Origin of the sequence: Archangium minus (assembly GCF_044360475.1) — a bacterium.
Classification (GTDB): domain Bacteria; phylum Myxococcota; class Myxococcia; order Myxococcales; family Myxococcaceae; genus Archangium; species Archangium minus.
Map to the genome: position 1 here is coordinate 3,773,383 of NZ_CP043494.1, position 22,730 is coordinate 3,796,112.

Here is a 22,730-nt window from a genome sequence, read left to right on the forward strand (position 1 = left end):
TCTCCAGGCCGCCTCAACCCGCGCATGAGCGCCCTGCCAGCAGGGCGCTGCCACCTCACAGGTTCCGGTGGAGCCGCTCCTGCGCCTTCACGATGGCCGCCGTGCGGGTGGTCACCTCGAGCTTGGCGAACACGTTGCGCAGGTGCCACTTCGTGGTGGAGAGCGCCACGTTGGAGCGCTCGCTGATCTCCTGATTGCTCAGCCCCTGCGCGAGCAGCTTGAGCATCTGGAGCTCTTTCTCGGTGAGCGGCTCGAGCGGCGCGCAGGGGGGGGGCGCGAACTCATGCGGCTCACTCCTCCCCGCCGAGAGCACATCCTGGAACCGCTCGGTGTACCGGGAGGGCAGCACGTGGCTCAGCTTCCGCTGGGTGGCGGCCGCGGCGATGACCTCCTGCAGCCCCGGCGTCTCGTCGAACACGCTGCGGTTGAAGCCGAACCGCTGCACCAGCGCGATGCCGCGGTTGAGCGCGGCGAACGCCGCCGCTGAGTCTCCGGCACGCCAGTGACACACCGCGATCGCCGCGAGCAGCGCGCTCTCCCGGGACACGTAGCCCACATCATGGGCGCTGGCACGCAGCGTCTCCAGCAGCGCGTGCGCCTTGCTGTACCGCCCGCGCGCTATCAGCACCCACGCCTGCGCGAGCCCGAGTCGCTCCCAGGTTTCGTTGTAGAAGCGCCGCTCGCTCCACTCTCCGCGCCGCATGCGCTCGCCCAGGCTGAACTCCTGCGCCACCACCCTCATGCGCTCCGGCGCCTGCTCCATCAGGCTGAGCCGGATCTTCTCGCCGCAGACATGGGCGAGGAAGCGCGCCTGGTGACCGCACTCGAAGACGCTGTGGAGGTAGTCCAGGAGCTGCCAGGCTTCCGTGTACTTCCCGCGGATGGACTTGATTCGGACCAGCACGAGGTAGGCCATCGCGAAGGTCTCGAACGCGGGCGCATGCTGCAGCAGCGGCAGCACCTCGGTGCAGAGCGCCTCGGCCTCGTCGAGCCGGTTCTGCTCGTAGCGGGTGGTGGCCAGTGCCGTCGCCGCGTTCATCCACACCGGGTTGCGCCGGCCGCGGTTCGCCTGCGCGAACGCCGCTTCGCACCGCTCCGCCGCGTCCTTCATGTTCCCCTGCGCCTTGTCCGCCAGCGCGATGAGGACGTCCGTGTAGCCGGTGATGAAGGGGCTGTTGAGCCCCTGCAGGGTCTCTCGCGCGCTCAGTGCCAGCCGGCGCATCGCATCGAACCTGTTCATCCGGAGTGCCTGGTAGGCCTTCGCCGCCAGCAGCACGCTCGCCATGAAGACGTCCGGGTCCTCATGGCTCGACCAGGTGTCCAGCTCGATGCTGGAGCCCGGGGCCGAGCCGGACAGGATGGAGTGGAGCAGGGTGAGGCGCTCGAGCTGCTTCAACAGCCGCTCGCGCTCCGGCTCGGACGTGGTGTGCGCGGTCGCGAGGCGGTTCTGGGCATCCTGCAGCGCCGATAGGGCCTGCGCGTAGCGCCGGGACAGGATGAGGCACGCGATGTGCGCCACGCAGATCGCCGGCGAGCGGATGATCTCCTCCGCCGTCAGCTTCTCCGTCCAGTGGAGCACGGAGGCGATCTCCCCCTCGCGCATCCACGCCTCCGCGCAGCGCGCCGTGAGCTCGAGGCACCAGCTCCGGTCTCCGGAGGCGAACGCGTGCTTCAGCGCCTCGTCCGGCCGCTGGTGCTCGGCGAACCACGCGCTCGCCGCCCGATGCAGCCAGGGGATGCGGTCGCCGAAGTCGCACGCGAGCTGGGCCCTCAGGAAGTCGAGGAACAGGGCGTGGTAGCGGTACCACTGACGCTGGAGGTCGAGCGGCTGGATGAAGAGCTGCGCCCGCTCGAGGTTCGCCAGCAACGCCGGTCCATGGGTGATGCCCAGGAGTGCGTTGCAGAGGTCCCCGTTGAGCTGGTCCACCACCGAGCTCAGCACCAGGAACTCCTGCACCTCCTGGGTCTGCTCGCGCAGCACCGCGTCCGCGAGATACCGCGCCACGTCGCGGTTGGAGCCGATGGCCTTGCGCAGCGCATCACCCACGTTCGTGTGCTCGCCCGCCGACAGCAGCGCCAGCTTCACGCCGGCGACCCATCCCTCGGTGCGGGAGCGCAGGTACTCGACGTCATCGGGGGCGAGCTCGGCGTCACACAGGCGCTGTCCCAGCTCGCGGATGGCCTCGCCATCCAGGCTCAGGTCGCGGCTGTCGAGCGTCACCAGTTGATCGGTGAGCTTCAGCTTCGCCAGGTCCAGCTCCGGCAGGTTGCGGGACGAGACGACCCAGTGGACGTGCGGCGGCGAGTGCTCGAGCAGATATGAGAAGGCCCGCACCAGCGCGGGCTCGCGCAGCACGTGGAAGTCGTCGAGCACCACCACCAGCTCGCGTCCCAGCTTCCACAGGCTCCGCAGCACGACGGACATGGCGTGGTCGAGCGGAAGCTCCACCTGCGCGTCGAGCTGGCTCGCGATGTACGCGTCGAAGTCTGGAGCGGCCCGGCGAATCGCCCCCACCAGATACGAGAAGAACCGCTCGGGCGCGTTGTCCAGCTCGTCGAGCGACAGCCACGCGAACAGCCGCTGCGCGCACGCCTCTCGGTACCACTGCGTCAGCAGTGTCGTCTTGCCCCAGCCGAGCGGCGCGGTCACCAACACCAGCTTTCCACCGGCACCGCGGTCCAGCTTCTGCAGCGGCGCGCTCCGTGCCACCAGCACGGAGGTCGTCTGCGGTGGAGAGAGCTTCGTCGGCAGCAGATGCGAGAGATGTTCGCCGAATGGTGCCGCATGCTCCGCGACGTTCATCAGGAAAGGCGATGACGCACGACGACTTCTCATTGCGGTTCGAAGGCTCGGCATTGGCACATCCCCCTGTCGCCGATTGATTTTAGGGTCAATTAGAGCACGTATTCCTGCTTTTTGCGTTTATTCCGTGGAGATAGAGTTTTACAGCCCTCGTGATGTAATGCGTCACGCGAGGGGTCGTCCTGCCCAAGACGCATTGCGTCAATGCGGTTTTTCGCGAGCCGGTTGGGGGTGTTCCCCTCCCTTCGGTGGGGGCGATGTCGCGGCCTCGCTTGGTACTCCCCGTCCGTTGCGGTTCGAACTGCAACGCCTTACCCCGCCGAGGAGGTCCAACCATGGGTACCCAGCAAGTGGGCGCGAGCCTGAGCCGATGGCGCGCTCGAGTTGCTTCGTTGTGCGCCGCCGTATCGATGTTGGTTTCGGTCAACGCCACCGCCCAGACGCCATCGTTCATCGAGTTCGATAGCGCGCACGTACGTCCGATGGCCCTCTCGCCAGACGGGACGCGGCTGTTCGCAGTCAACACGCCCGACAATCGCCTGGAGGTCTTCTCGGTCACCGCCTCCGGCCTCTCGCTCATCGCCGAGGTGCCGGTTGGTCTCGAGCCGGTCTCCGTCGCCGTGCGCAACAACTCCGAGGTGTGGGTGGTCAACCACCTCTCGGACAGCATCAGCGTGGTGAGCCTGCAAGGGACTCCGCGCGTGGTGCGCACGCTGCTCGTCGGCGATGAGCCGCGCGACATCGTGTTCGCTGGCTCCAACGGCTATGCGTTCGTCACCACCGCGCACCGCGGCCAGCACCGCACGGATCCGTCCATCGCCTCTGTTCCCGGCGCGGGCGACCCGCAGCTCACCACGCCTGGCGTGGGCCGCGCGGACGTCTGGGTCTTCAACCCGGCCTCCCTGGGAACGACGCTGGGCGGCACGCCCGTGCGCATCGTGACGCTCTTCGGCGACACGCCGCGTGGCCTCGCCGTCAGCCCGGACAAGAAGACGGTCTATGCGGCCATTGCCCAATCCGGCAACCAGACGACGACCGTCAACATGGACAGCGTGTGCGACGGATTTGATTCGAGCATGTGTCTCGTCTTCCCCGACACGTGGCCGTGGGGGAACAACCTCCTTCCGGGTGGTCTGCCCGGTCCGCGGACGAACGTCGCGGGCGCGAAGGCTCCCGAGACCGGCTTGATCGTCAAGTGGAACAGCACCACCGGCCAGTGGGAGGACACGCTCGGCCGCAACTGGAACAACGGTGTGCGCCTGAACCTGCCTGACAAGGATGTCTTCGCCATCGACGCGGACAGCCTGCAGGAGAAGGCCTTCTACACGGGCGTGGGCACGACCATCTTCAACCTGGCCACCAACCCGAAGACGGGCGTGGTGTACGCGTCCAACAGCGAGGCCAACAACCTCACGCGCTTCGAGGGCCCCGGCGTCTTCGGCGGCAGCACGGTGCAGGGCAACATCGCGAAGATGCGCATCACCGTCATCTCCGGGGGCTCGATCTACCCCCGCCACCTCAACAAGCACATCGACTACTCGAAGCTGGCGAACTCCCCCGGGTTCGACCCCACGGCCAAGAATCACACGCTCTCCACCCCGACGGAGATGGCGATCTCGAGCGACGGCTCGAAGCTGTACGTGGCCGCGTTCAGCTCGAGCAAGGTCGGTGTCTTCGATACCGCGGCGCTGGAGGCCGACACCTTCAACCCGAAGACCGCGAGCGCCAACTACATCCCGGTGAGCGGTGGCGGCCCCAGCGGCCTGGTGCTGGATGAGGCGCGCAACCGCCTCTACGTGATGACCCGCTTCGACAACGCGGTGAAGGTCATCGACCTCGCCACCAAGAAGCAGGTGTCCTCGGCTGCCCTCTACAATCCGGAGCCCGCCACCGTCGTGGAGGGCCGTCCCTTCCTGTACGACGCGAACTTCTCCTCCGCCAACGGCGAGGCGTCCTGCGCCAGCTGCCACATCTTCGGCGACAAGGACGAGCTCGCCTGGGACCTGGGCAACCCGGACGACGAGGTGTCCTCCAACCCCATCGACAAGCGTCTCGCGAGCGATCTGGCGATTGGCGCGTTCAACCTGCTCACCGGTCACCCGGGCTCGCCTATCAACGGCACCGGCGACCAGAACCAGTTCCACCCGATGAAGGGACCCATGACGACGCAGACCCTGCGCGGCATGGCGAACTCGGGCGCCATGCACTGGCGAGGTGACCGCTCGAACGGCTTCTTCGGCATCAACTCGGACGCGGAGGACGTGTCGTTCAAGAACTTCATCGTGGCGTACGAGGGGCTGCTTGGCCGCGCCTCGATGCCGACCGAGGAGGAGATGAACAAGTTCACGGCCTTCCAGCTCCAGGTGCAGCTGCCGCCGAACCCCATCCGCAAGTTGGACAATTCGCTCACCACCGCCGAGAAGGCCGGCCGCGACTTCTACTTTGGCAGCCGTCGCGTGGACGGCCTCGCGATTGGCTCGGACACCGGCTTCAACTGCAACGGCTGCCACACCATTGACGCCTCGCAGGGCTTCTACGGCACCGACGGCAAATCGAGCTTCGAGGGAATCAGCCAGATCATGAAGATTCCCCACGTGCGGAACATGTACACGAAGGTCGGTATGTTCGGCTTCCCGGACAGCAGCTTCTTCCAGCACCCGGAGACGGGGCAGCTGGGAGACCAGATCCGCGGCTTCGGCTTCACGCATGACGGCGCGGTGGACACGCTGTTCCGCTTCTTCAGCGCCATCGTGTTCTCCAACACCAGCGTCGGTGGGCCGCTCGTGGGCTTCCCGGGCGACAACGACCGCCGCAACGTGGAGGCCTTCATGTTGGCGGTGGACAGCGACCTGGCGCCCATCGTGGGCCAGCAGGTGACGCTCACGTCGACGAACGCCGCTGCTGTCGGCTCGCGCATCGACCTGCTCATCGCGCGCGCCAAGGCGCCGTTCGTGTCGAAGATCCTGGGCGGCTCCACCTACGAGGCCGACCTGGTGGCGAAGGCGGTCGTGGGCGGCAAGCAGAAGGGCTTCCTCTTTGACCGGAACGCGGGGACGTGGAAGCCCGACGACGGCAGCGCGAACATCACCACCACGGCCCTGCGCGCGCTGGCGAGCAAGGCGGGCCAGGAGGTGACCTTCACCGCGGTTCCGCCGGGCTCTGGCGTGCGCATCGCGATCGACCGCAACCTGGACGGCAAGCTCGACGGCCAGTAGCCGGCGAGTGAGGCAGGCCTCCCTGCCCGTCACGCCCCGCTCTCGGTCCTACCGGGGGCGGGGTTTTTTCTGTGATGCGGCCTCCCCCGAGTGCTTCCAACGCAACTGGAACTCGAGCTCATCCACGCCCCCCTCGCGTTCGTGCTCGATGTTGAAGAGCGCATCCGCGGGGATGCGCAAGCGCTCGCCGGCAACCTGGATGCTGAAGGCCTCACCGGCCTCGATGGCATCCGCCAACCTCCTCAGCTTGGCGACGAACTCCTTCCTCGGATAACGCTTCTCGATGTCACGCTTCGGGCGCTTTGGCATTTCCTCTCCACCTGGTTCGTTCGTGGTGCGGAGCAGAGGCTGCCGGGAATCGTGCTCGGGGTACAGCTTTCAAAGGCTTCGTCGCGACACCTCGTGCACTCCGAGTCGTCCTGGCACCGGTGCCTCCGCGGGAATCGGCCGGGCGTGGTGGGCGCGCGAGTGCTCACCCGGCTGGAGGATGTCGGTGACCAGCCCCAGCGAGTGCAGCAGCGCGAGGAACGCCCACCCCAGGTCCAGCTCCCACCAGCGGATTCCCAGCCGAGCCGAGCGCGGAAATGTGTGATGGTTGTTGTGCCATCCCTCGCCCATGCTCAGCGCGCCCAGGAGCAGGCTGTTGAAGCCTTGCACCGCCGCGCCCTCGTTGTGCCAGCCCCGGTAGCCGTGCCGGTGCGCTACGTAGCCCACGAACCAGTGGCCCGTGGTGCTGACCGCCACGCGCACGAAGATGCCCCACACCAGCCAGGGCAGTCCTCCCAGGATCAGGAACAACACCGCCCAGGGTAGCTGCTGCAACATCCAGGTGCGCTGGAGGAAGCCGTAGAAGGCATCCGCCTCCACCCGCGCGTCCAGTCGGGGCTCGAAGGGGAGGGTGAACTCGAAGCGGCAGTGCAGGTTCCAGAAGTAGTCGCGCCAGGCGGGCTGCCGGTGCGCGAAGTAGTCGTGACACGTGGGTTCGTTCTGCTGGAAGTCCCGCGTGTTGTGCATGCGCACCAGGGCGCGCGGCCCGTCCAGCCCTACCAGCACGCCCAGGTAGGTGAGCGTGTACTCGAGCCACATGGGAACCCGGTAGGAGCGGTGGATGAGGCCCCGGTGTATGCCCACCGAGTGTCCCGCGCACAGCGTCAGTGTCGTACTCACCGCGAACAGCACGAAGGCCGACGGGGTGAAAGTGGGCACCGCCCCCATCAACGCCACCAGCGTCACGAGCCCGAACCAGAGCGATTTCCCCACGTTCCACCGCACTCGCCCGTCGCCCGGGCGCACCGTGTTTCCACCAGACATGACCACCTCCACCCGGGAGTACCGGAAGAGGTGGCGGCGGTTGCGGGGCTCTCCCGCAGCTTCCTGCCGCGAGAGCACGCCTGGGCGCTTGTCGGAGCCGAGAACCACCACGCGACACTCCTGATGCTGCGTCGGCTGCCCGGCGCAGCAGCGAGCAACCGCCGCACCTGCACAAGGTCTTGCTCTGACCTCAGGCGATATGTACGTTCGTACACATGATATGTACGTTCGTACACATCGAGACTTGTTTCACGGGCGCGCCCCCCTCATGCCCGAGAACCAGGAGACGCGAGTGGCGACCCGCCGGCACGACCCTGATCGACGCGACCGCATCATCGACGCAGCACTCGCTGTCATCGCCGAGGGCGGCGTTGCTGGCACCTCGCACCGTCGTGTCGCCGACCGCGCCGGGGTGCCGCTTGGATCGATGACCTACCACTTCACGAACATGGACGAGTTGCTGCGTGAGGCGTTCACCCGCTTCGCCACGCGCCTCAGTGAGCGCTTCGCCGCGCGCATCGAGGCGGTGGCCGACCTCGATGGCCTGGTCGAGGCGATCGTCCACCTCGTGCACGATGTCCTCACGGCGGGTCCAGACGACCTCGTGCTCTCCCTCGAGCTCTATACGCTCGCCGCACGCCAGCCCGTCTTCCGGCAGATCACCCACGACTGGATGCGCCGGAGCCGCGATGCGCTCGAGCGACTCGTCGACGCCAGGACGGCGCAAGAGCTCGATGCCCTCATCGAGGGCCTGCTCATCCACATCAGCCTCGACCCGATCCCGCGCAGCCGCGACGTCACGCGTGACGCCGTGCGCCGCATCCTCTCTCTGAACGGACCCTCATGACCACCATCACCACTACCACCACCACGCATGCTTCCCTGGAGCCCCGCCAGCTCCGGGCGGCCCGCGTCGCCGTCGGGGCGCTGTTCCTCACGAACGGTGCGATCTTCGCCAACCTGCTGCCGCGCTATCCGCAGATCAAAGCCGACCTCGGGCTCAGCAATGCCGAGTATGGACTCGCCGTCGCATCGTTCCCCTGCGGAGCCCTGATGGCCGGGCTTGCCGCCGCAGCACTCATCCGCCGCTTCCGGTCGTCACGGGTCGCCGTCGCGGGCACGCTGCTCACGAGCATGGGCGTGCTGCTCGCGGGGCTCGCTCCCTCATGGGGAGTGCTCGCTGGGGCGCTCTTCTTCGCTGGCTGCATGGACGCCATTACCGACGTGGCGCAGAACTCGCACGGCTTGCGCGTGCAGCGGCTCTACCGCCGGTCCATCCTCAACTCGTTCCACGCCATCTGGAGCATCGGCGCGGTGATCGGCGGCCTCATGGGTGGTTTTGCCGCGGGCCTCGATTTGCCACGTGGCGTGCATCTGGGCAGCTCGGCCCTGCTCTTCGCGATCGTCGCGCTGACGGCACTGCGCTACACGCTCCCCGGCCCAGAGCCCATCGAGCCCGGCGAGCGTTCTGAAGGAGGCGCTCAGGCGGACGGTGCCCCGGCGCCACGCGGGTCGACGGGCCGCCTTCGCATCGTGTTCATGATGGCAGCGCTTGTGCTGATTGCCATTGGCGGCACGCTCGTCGAAGACGCCGGCAGTACCTGGGCGGCCGTCTACCTTTCAGGCACGCTCGGTGCCGACGTCGCCATCGCCTCGTTCGGCTACATCGCGCTGGTGGGCGCGCAGTTTGTAGGGCGGCTGCTCGGCGACGGCTTCGTCGACAGGTTCGGCCAGCGCGCGGTCGCCCGGACAGGAGGCGCGATCACGGCAGCGGGGATGGCCGCGGCGCTGCTGTTCCCCTCGGTGCTGGGCACCATCGCGGGCTTCGCACTCGCCGGCTTCGGCGTCGCGACGCTGGTGCCCGCCGCGATGCACGGCGCCGACGAGCTGCCCGGCCTGAGAGCCGGTACCGGCCTCACCGTCCTCAGCTGGCTGATGCGCCTTGGGTTCCTCGTGTCGCCCCCTGTCGTCGGGCTCGTCGCGGACGCCGTGGGCTTGCGCGTAGGGCTCCTCGTGGTGCCGTTCGCGGGCACGCTCGTGCTGGTGCTGTCGGGGGTGCTGTCGGCCGCACGCGCCCCGGCTGGCGGTCACCAAGGCTGAGCCGCTCCTCGCCCATGGCAACCTCTGCGAGGATGGCGGCATGAGCGCCCTGCCTTTTGAGCACCTCGCCTACCTGGAGCTGCTGCACCGGCTCCAGTCGCGAGGGGTGGGCTTCGCCCTCTCTGGCTCCTTCGCGCTGCGCCTGCTCATGGACGCGCTGGAGGGCGAGCCCGTGCCGGACTGCGATGTCTTCCTCGAGCCCTCTGCCGACAACCTCCAGCGGTGGGCGGCGCTCCTCGTGGAGGAGGGCTGGGCCCTGACCGTCTGGAGCGAGCCCCTGGGTGTCCCCCTCAACCTCGAGACCCTTCGTGGCAAGTACTATGTCCGGGCGAGAAAGGGCCCCCTGGTGCTCGATGGCACCTACGAACACGACACCCTGGAGCCGGGCGCTCTGGTGTCCGGGGCCCGGATGAGTCACGGTCTGCCGGTGATGGACCTGGACACGCTGCTCGCGCTCAAACGGGAGCGCGGCAGGCCGAGAGATCTTGAGCAGGTGGCGCAGGTGGAGCACTGGCGGCGTATGCACCCGGGGCGGTAGGGCTTGGTAGAAGCACCGAGAAGGTGCCTGGCCGTTATCGAGACAGCAGCCGCTCGAGCCAGGCCTCGCGAGCCGCGTTCGATGCTCGGGAGATGGCGGCATCCGGTGCCAATTGGTTGAAGCCGTGGAACGCGCCGCCCCAGACGTGGAGCTCCGCGTCGCCACCGGCCGCCCAGATGGCACTCGCGTAGGCAACGGCTTCGTCGCGGAAGACTTCAGCCGACCCCACGTCTATGAAAGTGGGCGGCAGGCCACTCAGATCGGTCGCTCGAGCGGGGGCCGCATAGATCGACACGTTGTCCGTTCCGCGCCGGTCACCGAGCAGGGCCGTCCAGCCGGTCTGGTTGCTGACGCGATCCCAGATGCCGATCCCCTGCATCTGGTACGACGAGACGGTTTCGTTCCGATCGTCGATCATCGGGCACTGGAGGAGTTGTCCGAACAGCTTCGGTCCCTTGCGGTCGCGCGCCAACAGGGTGGTGCCAGCGGACAGGCCGCCCCCGGCGCTTCCGCCGAAGATGATGATCCGCTCCGGATCAACCAACAGCTCCTCCGCGTGCGCGGCCATCCACTCGAGTCCCGCGTAACAGTCCTCGACCGGGATCGGATCGGGGCTCTCGGGGGCCCGTCGGTATTCGACCGTGACGCACACAGCGTCGAACTTCATCGCCCATGCCACCAGGTCGACGGCGCCTGCGAAACGGTTGGCCATGACCATTCCGCCGCCGTGGATGTGATAGATGCCGGGCCCCGGCCTGGCATGGTCCTTCCGTGAGATCACCGAGACGACCATGTCCACCCCCTGGTAGCCGGGGATGGTGAAGTCGACGCACTGGACCGGCTGGTCGCCGATCTGCTCGGCGATCGAAGGCATGGGCATGGCGCGATATTTTTCGATCTGCTCGGCGGTCATGTTGATGGGGACGAATGCGGCGAACGCCGGAAGGATTGCGGCGAGTTCGGGCTCGAACGGGGGCGGCGTTGGTCCTGTCTTCGTGTTGCTCATTGTCATGAACCTCGCTTGTGTGGGCTCGCCAGGCTTCCATGGAAAGCAACGCTTCATCCCACTCAATCGGTGTGGCCTGAGAGCACCTGGCGTACGGCTGGACAGCAAGGAGACGAGCACCTAGCCTTTCGCGGCCTGCGGCGGAAGGGGGAGGCGTTCGCGGGCAGATGAGCACAGGTGAGCACGTCCTTCCCCTACGTATCAGGCTGGAATGGAAATCCCGACGTGTTGATCATCCGCAAATCTCAGCTGGATGCATTGGGCGAAGTGGCGAGGCGGAGCTTCGAAGACAAGATGCTCGACCATCTGGCCGGGTTCTCGCCTTCACTGGTCAGCTCTGACGACATCGTGAAGCTCATCAACACACGCCCCGAGAGCATGGAGGGCGGCAAGCCGGACCGCCATCTCCATTCGCTCGAAAAGCTTCTCCAGTGATTCAGAAGCTGGCATGGAGAACAGTCTGGCCCAGAAGATGGCCGACCATTACAAGGTCGAGGTTCATGCCTTCCTCAGGCGGAGCTTTTATGGAAACGTGCTGCGAGAGAAGAGCACCTCTTCCGCCATTTCCGAGGCGTTGAAGGAAGCTCGCAAAACACAGGAGGGGCAGGTGATCGAGCTTCCGCCCGAGCACCAGGCCCTTCCGCACCCCGGCCTTGCCGATGGACTCTTTTCGGGTGCTGTCAGGGAAGGCACGAGTGGATACGCGCTCTGGCGCAAGGCAGGCGGTATCGAGCTCCCCAGCACCGGACAGACGCCCGAGGGTCTCAGCGCCGGCATGCACGTGTTCACCCCCAAATCGTCGCCCTCCTGATGCCAAAGCTCCCCAAATACTCGTTCGTGGCTGTTGGGTTCACTCTCGCGGCGGCAGGAGTTTTTGCGGTCAAGTACGGACTCGAGGCTTCCTACATGATGCAATGTCAGAAACTCACTCAGCAGCAGCTCGATGCGGCGCTCACCCAGTTCGACCAGCTCCATCGGTATGTCCTGAGTGACAAAGGGCGCACCTCCGTGCAGTTTCAGTTCAACCTGAGTCCCGCGGTGGTGGGCGAATCGCTCTTCGCCATCTACTCCAACCGGACGCTGACAGCCGTCTACCTCGGTCCCTATCAGTCCGAGCTTTCCGTGGAGATCGACGGCAACCTCACCTCGGACAAAGGCTACGATCATCTTGAGTTCCGGCTCCTCCAGCTCGAGAAGATGCAGGGCTGCCTATGGGTGAACGAGCAGGACGAGCCCTACTGGCAGCCGGGAGCACGGATCTCTATCGAGTTCCTACGGGCACAGGTTCTCGATGAGAACGAGCTTCCCAAGCGCTTCGACATCACCATCCGTTGACGGCCCTGTGCACCACCTGGCTTCGGCTGGTGGCGTTGGAGATGCACGGCTCTAAGGCGTGCGGAGCGGGCGGAGCCACCGAGAGCGAAGGCATCGCGGCGATCTGGACCGCGCTCTAGCCTGCCCGTGTCTGAGTCAAAGATTCTTGACGTCATGTAAAGGATGCATTACATGCTGGCCCAGTGGATTTCTTCTGCACGGGGGCGGGCATGACATCCGAAGAGAAGCGCGCGTGGGTCATGGCGGTGGTCACGCCTATTGCGTACTCGGCCTACGTCTTCATCATCTTGGGGCGCTCCGAGAACACTCCGCTCACTGAGGTCGCGTACGTCTCGACGTTACTGTGGAGCATTGGCTCTGCGATCGTGGCGTCGATCGTGCTTCACATCGCGGTCACGATCGTCTCCCCGAAGGAGGCGGGCCAGAAGGACCAGCGCGACAGGGAAATCAATCGGTTCGGCGAGTACGTCGGCCAATCCTTTGTCATCATCGGCGGAGTGGTGGCACTCGCCATGGCGATGGCCGAGCTGAATCACTTTTGGATCGCCAATGTGATCTACCTGGCGTTTGTCCTGTCAGCGCTCCTCGGGTCCGCGACGAAGATCGTGGCCTACCGCCTGGGATTTCATCCGTGGTGAAGCAAACCCGCATCACGAATGCCATCCGCGCGCTCCGATTCGCCAACGGAGAGATGACCCAGGCCGACCTGGCGCAGCGCATCGGCGTCACCCGGCAGACCATCATCGCCATCGAACAAGGTCGCTACTCGCCTTCGCTCGAGATGGCGTTCCAAATTGCGCGGGTCTTCAAGGTCCCGCTCGAAAAAGTGTTCCAGTACTCCGACAGTGAAGGGCAGGAACCATGAAGGCAATCGTCCAAGACACGTATGGCTCGTCTGATGTCCTGCACCTTCGAGACATCGACAAACCCGTGGTCGGGGAGGGCCAGGTGCTTCTGCGCGTCCACGCGACCTCTCTCCACATGGGTGACTGGCACCTGATGACCGGCATGCCGTACCTGCTGCGCCTCGGCTTTGGACTGCGCGGCCCGAAAACGTCCGTTCGCGGGATGGACGTCGCGGGGCGCGTCGAGGCGGTCGGCAAAGGCGTGACACGGTTCCAGCCGGGCGATGAGGTGTTCGGCACCTGCGACGGCGCTCTCGCCGAGTACGCGTGTGCTCGGGAAGACAGGCTCCTGCACAAGCCGTCCAACCTCACGTTCGAGCAGGCCTCGGCCGTCCCCACCTCCGCCGCCACCGCCCTGCAGGCGCTGCGCGACCAGGGGCAGGTACGACCGGGGCAGAAGGTCTTGATCATCGGGGCGGCCGGCGGCGTGGGCTTGTTCGCGGTGCAGTTGGCCAAGGCGTTCGGAGCGCACGTCACCGGCGTGTGCAGCACCACGAAGGTGGAGCTGGTCCGCTCGATTGGCGCGGACGACGTCATTGACTACACGCGCCAGGACTTCGTGGAGCTGGAGCAGCGCTACGACCTTATCCTCGACACCGCGGGGAACCGGGAGGTGTCTCGCCTCCGGCGTGTGCTCACTCCCAAAGGGACCCTCGTGATCGTTGGCGGAGAGGGTGGAGGACGGTGGTTCGGTGGTATCGACCGTCAACTCCGGGCGGCCATGCTCTCACCGTTCGTGAGCCACAGGCTTCGAATGTTTGCCGCGGTGACTCGCAAGGAGGATCTGGAGGTCCTGAAGGAACTCATCGAGGCTGGCAAGGTCATGCCGGTCATCGACAGGACGTTCCCGCTCAGTGATGGCCGTGGCGCCATGCGTTACCTCGAAGAAGGTCGCGCACGGGGGAAGATCGTCGTCACCAGCGCGGCAGCGTGAGAGGCGCGCTCGTTGCCTGGGGCCCGTGCACTGGCATGGGAAAAATCCGAGGCCCTGTCTTGGCGGGCGCATGTCTGTAGTCTTGCCTGCCTATGCGTGAATCCCTCACTGCGCTCTTGCTGGTGTTTCTGGCGTCACCCGTGCTGGCGGATCCCCCGGCCGGCTTCGAGGACACGGTGTATGTGTCGAGCGAGCTGTCGTCCGCCACCGGCATGGCGTGGGCGCCGGATGGCTCGGGCCGGCTCTTCATCACCCTCAAGAACGGCCAGGTGCGCGTGGTGCGGCTGGAGAACGGCGCCATCGCCACACAGCCGGGGAAGCCCACGCAGCCGGTGACGCAGCTCTTCGCCACGGAGCCCGCTGTCACCGCCAGCGAGTGCGGGCTCATCGGCATCGCGTTCGATCCGAACTACGTGCTCAACCGCTACGTCTACTTCTTCGTCACCGTCTCCGCCTCCGAGCAGCGCATTGTCCGCTACACGGATACGGGCAGCACGGGTACGGCGCGCACGGAACTGGTGCGGGGCCTGCCCACGCGCGGGGCGAACCATAACGGCGGGGGCATCGGGTTCGGGCCGGACGGCAAGCTGTACTGGTCCATCGGCGACCTGGGCAACGGCACGGGCGTGAACGCGGACCTCACGTCGCTGGCGGCCAAGGTGGGGCGGGCCAACCTGGACGGCACGCCCGCCAATGACAACCCCTTCTACGATGGCGTGGGGCCCAATAACGAGTACGTGTGGGCACGCGGGCTGCGCAACCCCTTCTCGCTCACCTTCCAGCCCGCCACCGGGCTGCTGTGGAGCAACACCGTGGGCGACAACTACGAGCAGGTGTTCGTCATCCGCAAGGGCGACCACGGTGGCTACAACAACTACGAGAACAACCAGCCGGCGGGCTTCCTCAGCCCGGTCGTGAAGTACCGCACCAATGGCACGGACTCGCACCCCATCGCCCCTCGCGGCGCGGTGCGCGCGGGCGGCGTGGCCACGTTCACCACGACGCGACACCATGGCTTCCGCAAGGGGGAGAAGCTCACCCTTGACGGGGTGCACGACGATGAGGGGGTGCTCGACCCGAGCTTCAAGGGCAGCTTCTACGTCTCGCGCGTCGTGAGTGACACCGTGTTCGAGGTTCCGCTTCCGGGCCCGGACGTGACGCGGAGCGGGGGCTCGGCGACGACGCAGGCCCTGGGCGGCTCCATCACCGGCGGCACCTTCTACGACGCCACGCTCTTCCCGCCCGAGTACCGCGGAAACTTCATCTTCGGGGACTTCAACTCCGGCCAGCTGACGCGGGTGCGGCTGGCGGGGGACAACTCGGTGGAGGCGGTGGACGCGTGGGGCTCCGGGTATGTCTCCGCGGTGGACGTGGCCCTGGGGCCGGATGGTGCGCTCTACAGCATGAGCCACACCGGCGGCACGCTTCGCCGCATCACCCCTCAGGCCACCGGGCAGAAGCTGGTGGTGTCCGGACTCAACGTGCGCGTCTTCGAGGGGGGGCAGGCCGCCTTCACCGTGCGCCTGGCCCAGGCCCCCACGGCCGACGTCACCGTCCGCGTGGCGCGCACGGAGGGTGACATGGACCTGACTGTCGTGGGCGAGGACTCGCTCACCTTTACGCCGACGAACTGGAGCGTGCCGCGGGCGGTGGTGCTCGCGGCGGCGACGGACGCGGACTCGAGCTCGGACAGCGCCACCTTCACCGTGTCCTCGTCGGGGCTGGGCTCGGAGGCCGTCACGGCTACCACCATCGACAGCAACGGCGCGCGGCTGGTGCTCTCCACGACGACGTTGTCCGTGCCCGAGGGCTCCCGTGGCACCTTCACCGTGGCGCTCTCTCAGAGGCCCACTTCCTCAGTCATCGTCACGGTGGCGCGCACGGCGGGGGACACGGACCTGGTCGCTACGAGTGGGGCCTCGGTCACCTTCACGCCGGCCAACTGGAGCGTGCCGCAGACGGTGACGCTGGCGGCCGAGCAGGACGCGGACAGCGAGGACGGCACGGCCACCTTCACCGTGGCCGCGCCGGGTCTGGACGCGCGCGCTGTCACGGTGACGGAAGGGGACGACGAGCCACTGGCACCCCTCATCACCTCTTCGCCGGAGACCTCGGCCGTGGTGGGCGTGCCCTATCGGTACGAGGTGGAGGTCCGTGCCCGGCCCGCGGCCACGTTCTCCCTGCTGAGCTCCGTGCCGGGCATGGCCATCGATGCGGCTACGGGCGTCATGACCTGGACTCCGTCGGCGCCGGGCACGGTGGAGGTGGCCGTGCAGGTGGCCAATGGCGTGACGCCGGATGCACGGCAGGACTTCCTCCTCACCGTGAAGGAGGACGCGCCGCCGCGGGCCGTACTCACCCGTCCCACGGAAGGCGAGCGCGTGTCGGGGACGACGGCCGAGTTCTTTGGTGACTGCGTGGACGAGGTGGGCTGCACGCGCGCGCTGTTCTACGTGGACGGGGTGCTGGCGTACACGGACGTGCGCTCGGACAACCCTTTCTTCTTCGGTGGTGAGCCCAGCCGCTGGGACACCACGGGGCTGACGCCGGGCCGGCACGTGGTGCGCTTCGTGGTGGAGGATACCGCGGGGCAGACGGGCGAGGCCGAGGTGGCGGTGTGCGTGGGCGAGGGACCCTGCGACCCGGTGGTGCCCGATGGCGGCGTAGAGGCGGGGGGGTGCAGCTGTGGCGTGGCTCCGGTGGGGTCGCTCGCGTGGCTGGGGCTTGCGCTGCTCGCGCTGCGCCGCCGTCGCGAGGGGGCTCGGGCGCCCTGAGACCGGAAAGGTGGCGCGCGTCCCACGCAGAGCCGAAAAAATCAGTCCGCCATGAGCTGGCGCAGGCTGACGTCGAGCTGGCTGCGCACCAGGCGCAGCAGGCTGTCCAGCTCGTTGGGCGTCAGCCCCAGCCGCACCGTCAGCTCCTCGCGGGTGAGCGCCAGCAGCCGCTCGCGGGCGCGGGCAATCCAGCGCGCGACGGTGGAGCGGGGCGCCTGGTAGGTGGCGCTCACCGCGTCCATGGACAGGCCGTGCACGTGGTGCAGCCGCAGCAGGTTCCGCTCTCGGGCCTCCAGCCGGCCCAGCGCGGCGCGGAAGGCCACGCGGAAGTCCTCCTGGTGCCGCTCGCGGATGAAGGCCAGCTCGGGGTCCGCGCCCAGCCGCTCCGCCAGCGCCACCGGGGCCTCCTCGATGGGCAGCTCGCGCGGCGCGGCGCGCTGCCGGTCAATATGGAGCCGCAGCGCCACCGCCCGCACCCACTGCCCCAGTGGACCGCGCCCGGAGTAGGAGGCCAGCTTCGGCGGTGCTCCCTCCGCCGGGACCAGCAGCCGCTGACGCAACAGTTGACGCAGCTCGTCTACGAGGGCGGGCTGCTCGCGCGGCAGCCACATCCCCACCTGGGACAGCACGTGTGCGTCGAGCGCCTCAAGCGCCCGCGCTTCCCCCCGCACGCAGGCGAAGGCGAGGAAGAAATCCTCCGCGCGCAGGCTCTCAAGCACCTCGCGGGCCTCGCCTGTGGAGGGCAGCCGTTCCGCCACGTGCGCCAGGAAGGCCCCCTCGTCCATGCCCACCTCCGGCCATGCCTCGCGCGCCTCCCGCACCAGCCTCGCGAGTGCTTCAGCCAGGCCGGGAAGCGCCCGCAGCGCAGGGACGAGCGCGTGCGGCGCCCGCGACAGGAAGGACTCGGTCTGCTCGGACGTCACGCATCACCTCCACCGACAAGCCTGCCACGCGGGCGGGAATGAGCCATTGCGCCCCGGCTCAGGAGGGGCCGTGGGTGGACAACCAGGACTGCACCTCGCGCGCACGGGGCGTGTAGGCGGGGGCGCTCCGTGCGTAGGCCTCCTGGGCCTCCCGTGCCAGGGCGAGCGCCCGAGGCCGCTCCTCGTGCGACTGCCAGAGGACGCGGGCGAGCGCGAAGTACGCCCGGGCCAGCTCAGGGGGGGCCAGCTCTACCCGCTTGGAGAGCGCCACTGCTCGCTCCAGCGGCTCGCGGGCCTCGCGCAGCTGGCCGCCCTCCACCAGCGCCTCGCCCAGCAGTGCGAGCGTTTGCGCCACCCGGGGGTGCTCCACCCCGAGCGACTGCTCGCGCACCTCCAATGCCCGCCGCAGGTGGACGAGCGCCGGGCGCACCCTGCGCAGGCGCAGCTCCACATGTCCCAGGTTGTACAGGGCGCTGGCCACCTTCGGGTGTTTGGGGCCGAGCGTGGCCTCCCACAGCGCACGCGCCGCCTCGAAGTGGGCGCGCGCGTCGTACAGGCGGCCCGCGTCCATTGCCACCCAGCCCAGGTTGTTGCGCGACAGGGCCACGTCCGGGTGCCGGGGGCCGAGCTCCGCCTCCTGGAGCGCGAGCGCCTCGCGGTAGGCCGCCTCCGCCTGCGGAAGCTGTCCCAGGTCCACCCGTACATTGCCCAGGCTCAGCAGCACGTTGGCCACCCGCAGCTGCTCGCCGTCCCCTCCCTTGCGCAGGCTGGCCAGGGCTCGCTCGTAATGGGGTAGCGCCTCCGTCAGTTGGCCCTGTCTCAAGAGCGCGTCGCCCAGATTCACCCGGATCATGCTGGTGCTGGAGTGCTCCGCCCCGAGGTGGCGCTCGGCCAGCGCGAGCGCCTCGCCGTAGCGTTTCACCGCCTCGGCCACCTTTCCCTGGAGCCGCAGCGCGGTGGCGACGTTGTTGAGGTGTGCCGCGCACAGCGGGTGCTCAAGGCCGTACACCGCCTCTACCAGCGCCAGCGCGCGCGCATGGTGTCGCTCCGCCTCCGCGTAGCGCCCCAGCGCGTTGAGCGCCATGCCCATCCCGGTCAGCACATCCGCGAGTGCCACGTCCTGGGGCCCGCGCGCCCGCTCTAGGAGAGACAGGGCCTCGCTGGCGTCCGTGAGTGCACGCGCGTACTCGCCTTGCCGGTAGCTGAGGCTGCTGCGGACGCGGCGCAGCTCCGCGGCCACCTCCAGGGAGGCCTCGGGCCCCAGTCGTTCCAGGGCCGCCTCCGCCATGCGCGCGGTGCGCTGGGCTTCCTTCACCATGCCCATGCCCTGGACTTCCGTATAAAGGAGGCGGTTCCATGCGCGCGCGGCCGTCTCGTCGTCGTGCCCGGCCTCCGCTACGCGCACCGCCTCCTCCAGCACCTCGCGCGCCTCGGCGAAGCTCCCGGCGGTGCCCCGCAGCTCGCCTAACAGGAGCAGAGCCCACGCCAGCGTGGGGCGGTGTCCCAACCCCCGCAGTGCCGCCACCACCTCTTCCAGCCGGGGCAGCACGCGCGCATGGAATCCGGCCGAGCCCTGCACGCGCAGCCCGTCCAGCTCCCGGCGCAGCGCTGCCAGCTCCCGCCGGGCCTCTGGGGCTTCCGGCAGCGGGTCCACGCGGGCGAGCGCGTCCCTATCCGCGCACGCGGCCAGGGAGGGGAGCTGCCGCGCGGCTTCGGACGCCCGCGTGAGCGTCTCCCGCTCGCCTCCCTCCAGCAGCTCCACCAAGGCGTGCAGCGCCTGGCGCCGGCCATCCAGGCACGCGGCGCGCAGGTCCATCAGCCGCTCGGACTGTGCTTGCCGCACCCGCGTGTCCTCGCAGGACTGCCGCTCCTGCGCCACCAGCGCTTGGGCATAGGCGTCCAGCGCCCGCGCGGTGGACTCGAAGGCGTCCCCCGAGACCGGCAGCGCGCCCTGACGGAAGCGCTGCTCCAGCTGCGCCCGGCGCGCCGCGTCCCAGGTGCCCTCCAACCGTGCCTCGAAGCCGGTGCACACCTGCGCGGCGTCACCCCATGCCAGGCCGAAGCCCGCGGCGGCGCTGACCGCCACTCCCGTGGCCAGTGCTGCCGCCGTCCAGCGCCAGCGCCGCGCGTGCGAGCCTGCCTCGAGCCGGGAGAGGAGCGCGTCTAGGGAAGGGTGGCGCGAGGCCGGCTCGGTGGCCAGGCCCCGCAGCACCGCATCACGCACGGCGCTGGGCACGCGCGAGCTCCGGGGCGGCGGCGTCACCCGTCCCTCGCGCAGGGCCTGGCTGCGCTCTTCCGCCGTGCCACCTGCGAAGGGGCGCTGGCCGAAGAGGGCCTCGTACAGCGCGACGCAGAAGCTGAACTGGTCGCTGCGCGCGTCCGCTCGCAGGCCCTGCCACTGCTCCGGGGACATGTAGGCGGGCGTGCCCAGCCGGACGCCGGTGCGGGTGTCGCCTCCCCGCGGCGGGGGGCGGGCCTCTTGGGCAGGATCCTCCCCGGTCGACAGCTCCGGGGGGGCCAGGGGCGAGGGCCCAGCGCGCGCGAGGCCGAAGTCGGTGACGCGCACCTGGCCGTCGTCCCCCAGCAGCACGTTGTCCGGCTTGAAGTCGCGGTGCACCAGCCCCACCGCGTGCGCTGCGGCCAGCCCCTGGCCTGCCTGAAGAAAGCGCGAGAGCACCTCACGCCACGGCCGCGGCGCCTCCGTCAGCCAGTGGCGCAGCGTTCGCCCCCGCACCAGCTCCATGGCGAGGAAGACGGTGTCGTCATCCTGGCCCACGTCATGCACGATGACGACGTTCGGGTGGGACAGCCGGGCCAGCGCTTGGGCCTCGCGCATCAGCCGCCCACGCGCCTCCGCGTCCGCCACTGCCCCGGGCTTGAGCAGCTTGAGCGCCACCTCCCGGTCCAGGTTTGGATCATACGCGGCGAAGACGATCCCCATGCCTCCCTCGCCTACGCGGCGCAGCAGCACGTAGCGCCCCACGCGTGCCCCGGGCCCCGGCGTACTGCCCAGCCCGAGCGGCGCCGGCGGCTCTCGGCTCTCCGCGGGCAGCGCCTCCTCTCCTTTGAGTCCTGCCACCACCGCGCAGCAGGCCGCGCATCCATCCAGGTGGGCCTCGAGCCGGGCCACGGCGTTCGCGGACAGGCGCCCCTGCTCCCACTCCAGTAGTTCGTTCTCGTCAGGACATGGAGTCATGAGAACAACCGCAAGGCCGTATAAATCCGTAAATATACATCACCGGAAGACCCGGCTGAAATCCGGAAGGCGGGCCGGCGGGGGTGCAAGGAGGCAGCGAAGGGCGGCTGCCGGGCTCAGCAAGGCCGCGCGCCGCTAGGGATTGGCGCGTCGTGGCAAGAAAGGAAAGAAGCCGCCCCGTATTGAAGGAGACGCAAGGGAGCTTTGTCAGTTGTCTCGCTTTGGGCGGGGCCCGCCTTTAGACCGTGCGCACGCGCTCCGCGGCATTGCGCCGTCTGGGGGCGGGAGGCAGCTCCGCGGTCGGCACGCCGACGCGAGCGAAGAAGAAGCCCCTGCCCGGTGGCAGTCCCAGCTCCGTGATGAGCCGCTGGCGGGGCTCCGGGTGCTGGACCATGACGCTCACCGGATGCAAGCCCCCGCCGCGGGCCGCGAGTGCGAGCCACAGGGCCAGCAACCGCCCACCGGCCGCCACCTGGATGGCCTCGGAGGGGTTCTCCTCATGGAAGTGGAGGTACAACAGCATCCCCGAGCGCTCGAGGAGCGTGCCGGACTGCTGCGCCATGGACCGCGCCAGCCCGAGCGGCCGGAGCACCCGCATGGACGGGGGCGACAGCACTGCCCGCAGCAGGGCCTGCTGCCACCCGGGAAGCGGCTTCGCCAGGAGGTGAGTGATGGGCAGACCGGTCTCGGCCTGGCGGATGACCTCGGGACCGAAGCGCATGTGGGCGTATGTCTCGTGCCACGCCGCTGCGTGGGTGAACTCGAGGGCGCCGTACCGCCTCACCAGGTCGCCCGCCCGCGCCAGGACGTCCGGCTCCGTGAGGGTCACGAGCCCACATACCTCGCTCGACTCCGGAAAGGCCCGGGACCTGGCCGCGCGGACTGACTCCACGACCGTGGAGTCGAGCGGTTCGGACCGGTAGGGGGAGCGATTCGTCCTGCGCGCCGCCAGCAGCGGCAGCAGTGCCTTCGCCTCGGTGTCCGCTGGCGCGGGCGTCAGGTGCAGCACCGCGAGCGGCTCCCAGGGGGCCAGCAGGCGCACCAGCTCGGGAGGCACACCGCCGAGCCGCCAGCGGAGGTCGGCCCGGACGCCGCGTGCCGCCAGGGCGATGGAGAGGGCTTCCACGTAGATGCCACCGCTCACCAGCATCTCGGTGCGGTGGGCCGGCAGCGCGCACAGGCATCGAGCGGGGTCCAGGGCCACCGCTGCGTACACGCCCTCGCCGAGCGGAGCACCGGCTTCGGCGAGGGCACGGTGGGCTTCGTCGCTCGTGAGGAGCGCCAACTCACAGGGCTGAGCGTTGTGGGAGGAAGGGGAGAGTGCCGCATCGCGGGCGGCCTCGCGCAGAAGCTTCTCCAGGGTAGGTGTCTCCATCGCGGAGCAGTCTGTCCGCGGCGCGCGCTCCTTTCCAGAGGCTCGTACGGGGCCGCTCAGCCCCTTAGAGGCACGCCCACTTCCTCGTGGAGGCGATGCACGTGCATTTCCCCTGGGAAGAATCACTCACACAGCAGGTTCGCTGGATGCCTGGTTGCGTGCAATCCTGCCCATGGAGATACGAGCACGAGTCGCTCGGAGCGCAGAGGGCACTCTCGCTTTGCGCCAGGGACTCCTCACCTTGTTCGAGCTCCGTTCCTCCACAGCCCACGATAACGGAAAAGGCAAGCGTTGCGAGGACGAGCAGGGAGCGCT

18 protein-coding genes are annotated in these 22,730 nt (G+C 68.4%); 11 read left to right on the plus strand and 7 right to left on the minus strand.

The window, feature by feature from the left end; all coding sequences use genetic code 11:
- Positions 1-55 precede the first annotated feature (55 nt).
- Positions 56-2,836: a LuxR C-terminal-related transcriptional regulator gene (locus F0U60_RS15565; protein WP_395820080.1), complete on the minus strand. Its 2,781-nt coding sequence runs from the start codon at positions 2,834-2,836 to the stop codon at positions 56-58.
- Positions 2,837-3,138: 302 nt separating this feature from the next.
- On the opposite strand from F0U60_RS15565, the gene F0U60_RS15570 reads away from it, so the two are divergent.
- Positions 3,139-6,018 carry a YncE family protein gene (locus F0U60_RS15570; RefSeq protein WP_395820083.1) on the plus strand — a complete coding sequence of 960 codons (2,880 nt, stop codon included), beginning with the start codon at positions 3,139-3,141 and terminating at the stop codon, positions 6,016-6,018.
- 48 nt (positions 6,019-6,066) lie between these two features.
- Here F0U60_RS15570 and F0U60_RS15575 read toward each other — a convergent pair whose 3' ends face one another.
- Both F0U60_RS15575 and F0U60_RS15580 read right to left on the minus strand, forming a co-directional pair.
- A complete protein-coding gene (locus tag F0U60_RS15575; protein ID WP_395820086.1) occupies positions 6,067-6,327 on the minus strand; it encodes an amphi-Trp domain-containing protein in 261 nt (86 codons plus the stop codon).
- A gap of 69 nt (positions 6,328-6,396) precedes the next feature.
- On the minus strand, positions 6,397-7,440 hold the full coding sequence (locus F0U60_RS15580; RefSeq protein ID WP_395820089.1) for an acyl-CoA desaturase: 1,044 nt from the start codon (positions 7,438-7,440) through the stop codon (positions 6,397-6,399).
- Positions 7,441-7,597: 157 nt separating this feature from the next.
- On the opposite strand from F0U60_RS15580, the gene F0U60_RS15585 reads away from it, so the two are divergent.
- The 3 genes from F0U60_RS15585 to F0U60_RS15595 are packed head-to-tail and all read left to right on the plus strand — an operon-like array spanning position 7,598 to position 9,967.
- A complete protein-coding gene (locus F0U60_RS15585) occupies positions 7,598-8,176 on the plus strand; it encodes a TetR/AcrR family transcriptional regulator (protein WP_395820093.1) in 579 nt (192 codons plus the stop codon).
- Positions 8,173-9,429 (plus strand): MFS transporter, encoded by a 1,257-nt coding sequence (locus F0U60_RS15590; RefSeq protein ID WP_395820095.1) that lies wholly within the window; start codon positions 8,173-8,175, stop codon positions 9,427-9,429. Before F0U60_RS15585 ends, F0U60_RS15590 begins: the two co-directional genes overlap by 4 nt.
- A gap of 40 nt (positions 9,430-9,469) precedes the next feature.
- Positions 9,470-9,967: a hypothetical protein gene (locus tag F0U60_RS15595; RefSeq protein WP_395820097.1), complete on the plus strand. Its 498-nt coding sequence runs from the start codon at positions 9,470-9,472 to the stop codon at positions 9,965-9,967.
- Positions 9,968-10,001: 34 nt separating this feature from the next.
- Here the strand turns inward: F0U60_RS15595 and F0U60_RS15600 are convergent, their stop codons facing one another.
- Complete coding sequence (locus tag F0U60_RS15600; RefSeq protein WP_395820099.1) at positions 10,002-10,973, minus strand: alpha/beta hydrolase; 972 nt, start codon at positions 10,971-10,973, stop codon at positions 10,002-10,004.
- Between the two features lie 177 nt (positions 10,974-11,150).
- Here F0U60_RS15600 and F0U60_RS15605 point away from each other — a divergent pair, with 177 nt between their 5' ends.
- The 7 genes from F0U60_RS15605 (at position 11,151) to F0U60_RS15635 (ending at position 16,921) form a co-directional block, all read left to right on the plus strand.
- Positions 11,151-11,408, plus strand: coding sequence for a hypothetical protein (locus F0U60_RS15605; protein WP_395820102.1), 258 nt, complete (start codon positions 11,151-11,153; stop codon positions 11,406-11,408).
- A 13-nt stretch (positions 11,409-11,421) separates the two neighbouring features.
- Positions 11,422-11,784, plus strand: coding sequence for a hypothetical protein (locus tag F0U60_RS15610; protein ID WP_395820105.1), 363 nt, complete (start codon positions 11,422-11,424; stop codon positions 11,782-11,784).
- A gap of 95 nt (positions 11,785-11,879) precedes the next feature.
- Complete coding sequence (locus tag F0U60_RS15615; RefSeq protein WP_395820107.1) at positions 11,880-12,308, plus strand: hypothetical protein; 429 nt, start codon at positions 11,880-11,882, stop codon at positions 12,306-12,308.
- A gap of 209 nt (positions 12,309-12,517) precedes the next feature.
- Entirely contained in the window at positions 12,518-12,946 is a 429-nt protein-coding gene (locus F0U60_RS15620; RefSeq protein ID WP_395820110.1) for a hypothetical protein, read from the plus strand.
- A complete protein-coding gene (locus F0U60_RS15625; protein WP_395820113.1) occupies positions 12,940-13,173 on the plus strand; it encodes a helix-turn-helix transcriptional regulator in 234 nt (77 codons plus the stop codon). Before F0U60_RS15620 ends, F0U60_RS15625 begins: the two co-directional genes overlap by 7 nt.
- Positions 13,170-14,147, plus strand: coding sequence for an NAD(P)-dependent alcohol dehydrogenase (locus F0U60_RS15630; RefSeq protein ID WP_395820115.1), 978 nt, complete (start codon positions 13,170-13,172; stop codon positions 14,145-14,147). The genes F0U60_RS15625 and F0U60_RS15630 overlap by 4 nt, the downstream gene beginning before the upstream one ends.
- Positions 14,148-14,239: 92 nt before the next feature.
- On the plus strand, positions 14,240-16,921 hold the full coding sequence (locus tag F0U60_RS15635; protein WP_395820118.1) for a PQQ-dependent sugar dehydrogenase: 2,682 nt from the start codon (positions 14,240-14,242) through the stop codon (positions 16,919-16,921).
- Positions 16,922-16,962: 41 nt separating this feature from the next.
- On the opposite strand, the gene F0U60_RS15640 is transcribed toward F0U60_RS15635, so the two are convergent.
- From F0U60_RS15640 to F0U60_RS15650, 3 genes are all read right to left on the minus strand, one after another.
- On the minus strand, positions 16,963-17,844 hold the full coding sequence (locus tag F0U60_RS15640) for a sigma factor-like helix-turn-helix DNA-binding protein (protein ID WP_395820121.1): 882 nt from the start codon (positions 17,842-17,844) through the stop codon (positions 16,963-16,965).
- A 58-nt stretch (positions 17,845-17,902) separates the two neighbouring features.
- Entirely contained in the window at positions 17,903-21,040 is a 3,138-nt protein-coding gene (locus tag F0U60_RS15645) for a tetratricopeptide repeat protein (RefSeq protein ID WP_395820123.1), read from the minus strand.
- Between the two features lie 238 nt (positions 21,041-21,278).
- Complete coding sequence (locus F0U60_RS15650) at positions 21,279-22,415, minus strand: hypothetical protein (protein WP_395820126.1); 1,137 nt, start codon at positions 22,413-22,415, stop codon at positions 21,279-21,281.
- Positions 22,416-22,730: the final 315 nt, after the last annotated feature.